9 protein-coding genes are annotated in these 5,502 nt (G+C 70.9%); 6 read left to right on the forward strand and 3 right to left on the reverse strand.

Annotated elements, in window-relative coordinates:
* Together CON77_RS06555 and ureG are read left to right on the forward strand one after the other, a co-directional pair.
* A partial coding sequence (locus CON77_RS06555; RefSeq protein ID WP_304442148.1) for an urease accessory protein UreF occupies window positions 1–280 on the forward strand: 280 nt, incomplete at its 5' end.
* Complete coding sequence (ureG, locus tag CON77_RS06560; RefSeq protein ID WP_101048334.1) at window positions 277–936, forward strand: urease accessory protein UreG; 660 nt, start codon at window positions 277–279, stop codon at window positions 934–936. The genes CON77_RS06555 and ureG, both read left to right, overlap by 4 nt.
* On the opposite strand, the gene CON77_RS06565 is transcribed toward ureG, so the two are convergent.
* Entirely contained in the window at window positions 929–2,218 is a 1,290-nt protein-coding gene (locus CON77_RS06565) for a glycerate kinase type-2 family protein (RefSeq protein WP_101048335.1), read from the reverse strand. The genes ureG and CON77_RS06565 overlap by 8 nt on opposite strands.
* A gap of 108 nt (window positions 2,219–2,326) precedes the next feature.
* On the opposite strand from CON77_RS06565, the gene CON77_RS06570 reads away from it, so the two are divergent.
* From CON77_RS06570 to CON77_RS06585, 4 genes are read left to right on the forward strand one after another with little or no spacing between them, the layout of a single operon-like run.
* Window positions 2,327–3,178 (forward strand): prepilin peptidase, encoded by an 852-nt coding sequence (locus CON77_RS06570; RefSeq protein ID WP_101048336.1) that lies wholly within the window; start codon window positions 2,327–2,329, stop codon window positions 3,176–3,178.
* Window positions 3,175–3,804, forward strand: coding sequence for a dephospho-CoA kinase (coaE, locus tag CON77_RS06575; RefSeq protein WP_232788428.1), 630 nt, complete (start codon window positions 3,175–3,177; stop codon window positions 3,802–3,804). Before CON77_RS06570 ends, coaE begins: the two co-directional genes overlap by 4 nt.
* 57 nt (window positions 3,805–3,861) lie before the next feature.
* Window positions 3,862–4,620: a cell division protein ZapD gene (gene zapD, locus CON77_RS06580; protein ID WP_101048338.1), complete on the forward strand. Its 759-nt coding sequence runs from the start codon at window positions 3,862–3,864 to the stop codon at window positions 4,618–4,620.
* A complete protein-coding gene (locus tag CON77_RS06585; protein ID WP_101048339.1) occupies window positions 4,617–4,826 on the forward strand; it encodes a DNA gyrase inhibitor YacG in 210 nt (69 codons plus the stop codon). Before zapD ends, CON77_RS06585 begins: the two co-directional genes overlap by 4 nt.
* A 62-nt stretch (window positions 4,827–4,888) precedes the next feature.
* Here the strand turns inward: CON77_RS06585 and CON77_RS06590 are convergent, their stop codons facing one another.
* Window positions 4,889–5,368, reverse strand: coding sequence for an NUDIX domain-containing protein (locus CON77_RS06590; RefSeq protein WP_101048341.1), 480 nt, complete (start codon window positions 5,366–5,368; stop codon window positions 4,889–4,891).
* A 10-nt stretch (window positions 5,369–5,378) separates the two neighbouring features.
* On the reverse strand, window positions 5,379–5,502 hold a 124-nt coding region (locus tag CON77_RS06595; RefSeq protein ID WP_157826859.1), incomplete at its 5' end, for a DUF815 domain-containing protein.

Consider the following 5,502-nt stretch of genomic DNA (forward strand, 5'->3'; position numbering starts at 1 on the left):
GGCCCTGGCGCTGCGCCTGCCCCCCCACGCCCCGGTTCGCGGCGCGCTGCAGGCCGCTGCCTTCGGCTGGGCCGACAACCAGGTGCAGGCCGCCATCAAGGCCGTGCCCCTGGGGCAAAGCGCGGGCCAGCGCATCCTCGCGCGCCTGTGCCGCCACATCCCCGACGCCGTCGAGGCGGCCTTGTGCCACACCGACGACACCCGCATGTCCTTCACCCCCCTGCTGGCCATCCTCTCGGCCCGCCACGAAACCCAGTACTCCCGCCTGTTCCGCTCATGAACGCCCCTGCCCTGCACCAGATCCCCGGCCGCACCAAGGTCCTGCCCCCGCTGCGCGTCGGCATCGGCGGTCCCGTCGGCTCCGGCAAAACCACCTTGCTCGAAATGCTGTGCAAGGCCATGCGCACCCGATACGACCTGGTCGCCATCACCAACGACATCTACACCAAGGAAGACCAGCGCCTGCTCACCGTCAGCGGCGCGCTGCCGCCCGAGCGCATCCTGGGCGTGGAAACCGGCGGCTGCCCGCACACCGCCATCCGCGAGGACTGTTCCATCAACCTCGAAGCCATCGACCGCATGCTGGCCGAGTTCCCCAACGCCGACGTGGTCTTCGTGGAAAGCGGCGGCGACAACCTGGCCGCCACCTTCAGCCCCGAGTTGAGCGACCTGACGATCTACGTCATCGACGTGGCCGCGGGCGAAAAAATCCCGCGCAAGGGCGGCCCCGGCATCACCAAGAGCGACCTGTTCGTCATCAACAAGACCGACCTGGCCCCGCACGTGGGCGCCAACCTGGAGGTGATGGCTTCTGATACAGCCCGCATGCGCCCCGACCCCGAGCGCCGCCCCTGGGTCATGACCAACCTGAAAACCCAGGCCGGGCTGGACGAGGTGGTACGCTTCATCGAGCGGCGCGGCCTGCTGCTCAGCTGAGGCCGTCGACCAGAATGGCCCGAAAGTCGTTGACGTTGGTCAACGTCGGGCCGGTCACCACGGCCGCGCCCAAGGCCTCGAAAAAGCCGTGGCCGTCGTTGTCGGCCAGGGCGTCCAGTGGCCGCAGGCCCTGGGCCCAGGCCCGCGCCCAAGTGTCGGGCCCCAGCACCGCGCCGGCCACTTCCTCCAGGCCGTCCACCCCGTCGGTGTCGCCCATGAGGGCGTGGATGCGCGGGTGCCCGGCGGTGGCGATGGCGAAGGACAGCAGGCACTCCACGTTGCGCCCGCCGCGTCCCTGCCCGCGCACCGTCACCGTGGTTTCCCCGCCCGACAGCAGCACACAGGGCGCGGTGAAGGGTTGGTCGCGCCCGGCCACCTGCAACGCCATGCCGCCCAGCACCTTGCCCACGTCGCGCGCCTCGCCCTCCAGCGCGTCGCCCAGGATGTGCACCGCGTAGCCAGCCTCGCGCGCCACCCGGGCGGCCGCTTCCAGCGCCATCTGCGGCGTCGCCACCATGCGCACATCGGCCCGCGCCAGGCGCGGATCGCCGGGCTTGACCGACTCGCCCCGGCCGCTGTCCAGCACCTCGCGCACCGGCTCGGGCAGTTCGATGCCGTAGCGCCGCACGATGGCCAGCGCATCGGCGCAGGTGCTCGGGTCGGCCACCGTCGGGCCGGAGGCGATGTCCATGGGCTGGTCGCCCGGCACGTCGGACAGCAGCAGCGTCAGCACCCGCGCCGGGTGGCAGGCCGCGGCCAGCCGCCCACCTTTGATGGCCGAGAGGTGGCGGCGCACGCAGTTCATTTCGCCGATGGTGGCGCCGCTGGCCAGCAGGGCGCGGTTCATCGCCTGCTTGTGCGCCAGCGTCAGCCCTGGCAGCGGCAAAGGCAGCAAGGCCGAGCCCCCGCCCGAGATCAGGCACAGCACCACGTCGTCGGCGCTCAGACCCTGCACGAGCTGCAACAGGCGCTCGGCGGCGCGCAGGCCGGCGGCGTCCGGCACCGGGTGGGCGGCTTCGACGATCTCGATGCGCTCGCACGGCACGGCGTAGCCATAGCGCGTCACCACCAGCCCACTCAGCGGGCCCTCCCAGTGGTCTTCCACGGCACGCGCCATGGCCGCCGACGCCTTGCCCGCCCCGATCACCACCAGCCGCCCGCGGCCCAGCTCGGCGGGCGAGGGCAGGTGCGGCGGCACGCACAGGGCGGGTTGGGCCGAGGCCACGGCGGCCTCGAACAGGCGGCGCAACAGAACGGCTGGCGGCGGGGTGTGGGCAGGCATGGCGGTGCGGCAAATGGAGGGCGACGGCACACTGTAACGGCAGAAGCCAGGTGATGCCGTCACCGATCTGATTACACTGCGGTCACCCACCACGAACCCGCCCGCCCCATGCCCCTGGACACCCTCAACGGCCCGATCGGTCTGGCCCTGGCCGCCCTGCTGGGCCTGCTCGTCGGCAGCTTCCTCAACGTCGTCATCCACCGCCTGCCGCAGATGATGGAGCGCCAGTGGGCGGCCGAATGCGCCGAATTTAGCGGCCAGCCCGCGCCCGAACACCCGCCACTGAACCTGCTGCACCCGCGCTCGCGCTGCCATTCGTGCGGCGCCGGCATCGCCTGGTACCAGAACGTGCCGGTGCTCAGCTACCTGCTGCTGCGCGGCCAGTGCCACGTCTGCGGCGTGTCCATCGGGCTGCGCTACCCCCTGGTGGAACTGCTGACCGGCGGCCTGTTCGCCTGGGTGTTCGCGCAGCACGGCCCCAGCGGGTCGGCGCTGGCCTGGTTCGGCTTCGTCGCCGCGGTGATCGCGTTGGCCTGCATCGACTGGGACACCACCCTGCTGCCCGACGACATCACCCTGCCCCTGGTCTGGGCCGGCCTGGTCGTGGCGGCCTGGGGCTGGACCGGCATCACCCTGCCCCAGGCCCTGTGGGGCGCGGTGGCGGGCTACCTCTCGCTCTGGTCGGTGTACTGGGCGTTCAAACTGCTCACCGGCAAGGAGGGCATGGGTTACGGCGACTTCAAGCTCTTTGCCGCACTCGGCGCCTGGTTCGGCTGGCAGGCCCTCATCCCCATGATCCTGATGGCCTCGGTCATCGGGGCGGTCGTCGGAATCGGCATGAAATTCACCAGCGGCCTGCGCGAAGGCGGCTACATCCCCTTCGGCCCCTTCCTGGCCCTGGCCGGCCTGAGCGCCCTGGTCTTCAGCCCACAGGCCCTGCTGCGCTGGGTGGGCCTGTGAGCGCGCCGACCCCGCCCCCACGCCCGCTGCGCCTGGGCCTGACCGGCGGCATCGGCAGCGGCAAAAGCACCGTCGCCACCCTGCTGCAAGACCTGGGTGCGACCGTGGTGGACGCCGACGCCATCTCGCGCGCCAGCACCGCCGCCGGCGGCGCGGCCATCGCCGCCATCCGCGCCGCCTTCGGCCCCGACTTCATCGCCGCCGACGGCGCCCTGGACCGCGACCGCATGCGCGCCGCCGTCTTCGCCGACCCCAGCGCCAAACAACGGCTCGAAGCCATCGTGCACCCGCTGGTGCGCGCCGAGATCGAACGCCAGACCACCGCCGCCGCCGGCGACTGCGCCGTGCTCGACATCCCGCTGCTGGTCGAGTCGCCCACCTGGCGCGAACGGGTGGACACGGTCTGGGTGGTGGACTGCCAGCCCGAGACCCAAATCCGTCGGGTCGTTCAGCGCAACGGCTGGCCGCGCGAACAGGTCGAAGCGGTGCTCGCCGCACAAGCCAGCCGGGCACAGCGCCTGGCCGTGGCCGACACCGTGATCGACAACGACCACGCCACCCTGGCACAACTGGAAACACGCGTGCGCAACGCCTACGCGCAGATGCGGCAACGATTCGGGCTATGATGGAAGTTGCTGCCCATCCCCTGGTCGTTTGACCGCAGACCCGACCCCGCGCGCGACGTGATCCTCTACGAATACCCGTTCAACGAACGCATCCGCACCTACCTGCGTCTGGAACAGCTGTTCCGCCGCCTCGCCGAACTGGTGTCGCGCCACCACCCGCTGGACCACCACTTCGCCATCCAGACGCTGTTCGAGATCATGGACGTGGGCGCCCGCTCCGACCTGAAGTCCGAAATCCTCAAAGACCTGGACAAGCTCAAGCAGGTCTACAACGGCTACCGCGGCAACCCGGCCATTTCCGAGGCAGCACTCGACCAATTCATCGCCCGCATCGACGCCTGCTTCAACGCCCTGCACGACGACGCCGGCCGCGTTGGCCACGGCCTGAGCGAGAACGAATGGCTCATGGCCATCCGCAGCCGCATCTCCATCCCTGGGGGCACCTGCGAATTCGACCTGCCGGCTTACCACGACTGGCAGCACCGGCCGGCCGAACTGCGCCAGCACGAGTTGAACAATTGGGTGCAGGAACTCGCGGCCCTGGCCCAGCCGATCCAGCTGCTCATGGGCCTGCTGCGCGAATCGGGCGTGCCCCAGAAAGTCACCGCCATCGGGGGGCAGTACCAGCAGAACCTGCCCCAGGGCCGCACCTTCCAGCTGCTGCGCCTGTGGGTCGATCCGGCCCTGGAACTGGTGCCCGAGATCAGTGGCAACCGCCTGCTGTTCTCGGTGCGGCTGATGCAGCGCGGCCCGGACGGCAAGCTGCAGATCGCCGCCGACCGCAACGCCGACCTCGAAGTGACCCTGTGCGCATGAGCGACCGCCCCAGCTTCACCCCGAAAACGGTGGTCTGCCCGGCCTGCGGCGGCTCCAGCCTGTACGCCCCCAGCAACCGCCACCGGCCGTTCTGCTCGGAACGCTGCAAAACGCAGGACCTGGGCGCCTGGGCCAGCGAGGAATTCCGCGTGCCCACCGCCCCGCCCCTGGAGCCTGCACCGCCCGAGGGCGACTGGCGGCACTGACACCGCTCGGCACCGGGCCGGCCAGGCGTCGTTCCTGGCCCGACAGGCCCGACGTCCGCACCTCAGCCCTGCGACCGGGCCTCCTCGGTCAACCAGGCCAGCACCGGCACCGTGCCGGGCAAAATCGGCTGCACCGCCACCGGCAGGATCTGCCAGCTGAAACGCTGGCCTTCGTGCATGTGGAGTTCGCCCGTCCACTCGAACACCTGGCAGAAATGCAAACGCACCAGCGCGTGCGGGTAATCGACCAGGGTTTCGCGCCAGGGATGGGCCGCGCCGATGGTCACACCGATCTCCTCCTGCAGTTCGCGCCGCAGGGCCTCGGCCACGGTTTCACCGGCCTCCAGCTTGCCACCGGGAAACTCCCAGTAGCCTTCGTACACCTTGCCGGGCGGGCGGCTGGTCAGCAGAAAACGGCCCTGCGGGTCGATCAGCACCCCCACCGCCACCTCGGTCACCGGGCGGTCGGCGCCGCCGGCGCGGGGTCGGTCGCCATCGGCCACCAGCACGGCCGCGCCCGACTTCGGTGTCGCTGCATTCATGCCGGGGCCCTCAAGCCGGGGGCTGGCCGCGCTCGCCCGCGTGGTGGCGGGCAAACTGGTAGGCCACGCGGCCGCTGCGCGAGCCGCGCTCCAAGGCCCACACCAGCGCCAGCGGGCGGGCCGCCTCGCGCTCG

Origin of the sequence: Macromonas nakdongensis (genome assembly GCF_002837145.1) — a bacterium.
Taxonomy (GTDB): Bacteria; Pseudomonadota; Gammaproteobacteria; order Burkholderiales; family Burkholderiaceae_C; genus Macromonas_B; species Macromonas_B nakdongensis.

Bases quoted from the DNA above. Each gene is read 5' to 3' on its own strand.
- CON77_RS06570 (WP_101048336.1), top strand. From the start codon at position 2,327: ATGCCCCTGGACACCCTCAACGGCCCGATCGGTCTGGCCCTGGCCGCC.
- CON77_RS06590 (WP_101048341.1), bottom strand. From the start codon at position 5,368: ATGAATGCAGCGACACCGAAGTCGGGCGCGGCCGTGCTGGTGGCCGAT.
- CON77_RS06565 (WP_101048335.1), bottom strand. From the start codon at position 2,218: ATGCCTGCCCACACCCCGCCGCCAGCCGTTCTGTTGCGCCGCCTGTTC.
- ureG (WP_101048334.1), top strand. From the start codon at position 277: ATGAACGCCCCTGCCCTGCACCAGATCCCCGGCCGCACCAAGGTCCTG.
- CON77_RS06585 (WP_101048339.1), top strand. From the start codon at position 4,617: ATGAGCGACCGCCCCAGCTTCACCCCGAAAACGGTGGTCTGCCCGGCC.